The organism is Vibrio sp. 03_296 (assembly GCF_002265885.1).
In genome coordinates this window covers 1-721 of the sequence record NZ_NPKW01001058.1, presented here as the reverse complement: position 1 = coordinate 721, position 721 = coordinate 1, and the positions used below count along the sequence as shown (strand labels likewise).

Annotated in this window: 1 protein-coding gene; it reads left to right on the top strand. The window is 34.0% G+C overall.

Annotated features, from left to right (window positions below):
- Positions 1-534 precede the first annotated feature (534 nt).
- Positions 535-721 (top strand): hypothetical protein (locus tag CIK04_RS32990; protein WP_176463477.1); only part of this gene is annotated, 187 nt, incomplete at its 3' end.

Sequence of the window (721 nt, the reverse complement as noted above, 5' to 3'; positions counted from 1 at the left end):
AGCCATTTATGCATGGGTGAGGTATTTGGTGTTTAGCTTGGTTTAACCTCGTTAATATTTAATTTATGACGATGGAATAGATGATCTAAATCAATTAGATGTCGCTTTTCTTAATTCTATTTCTATGGGAATAGAAAGATGTATGGGTTAAATGAGTCTTTATATCATTTACCAACCGCCTGTTTTTTCTTATATCATTGATTTTGCTGTCTTTTAAATTTGTAGTTTAATTCCCTAATATTTCAAATTCAAATGCATGCTCTATGTCTCAAAGTGAAAAGATATTATTCAGGACATGTTAAACGTCTTGTTTGATAGTGGAAAAGTAATTGATAAATATAACAATGCCAATTAGTTTGTTCTAGATAATATAATTAATGGTAAGTTTATTTTCACTGTTTATTTTCTTTTTAATGAGCTTATCACGACAGGTTGTCTTGGCGAGAAAATCTGGTAAAAATCCACTACAATTACGTAAAGTATAAAGCGATAACTCCAACATACAGAAGATTAATAGGAATAAGGGATAATCCTATGATTATATTAAGAGCGATGTTGGCCTCTGTACTCAGTATTCTACTGATTGCTTGTGGACCAGAAGTGGTAACGATCAAAATACGCCGCCACCCCAGCTTGGAAAGACTTTACGGTCAAGAGTGGAAACCCCTCACTCGTGGTACCATGATGGGGCCAGTGAAACCAAGCTTGTGGTTGATTTTGA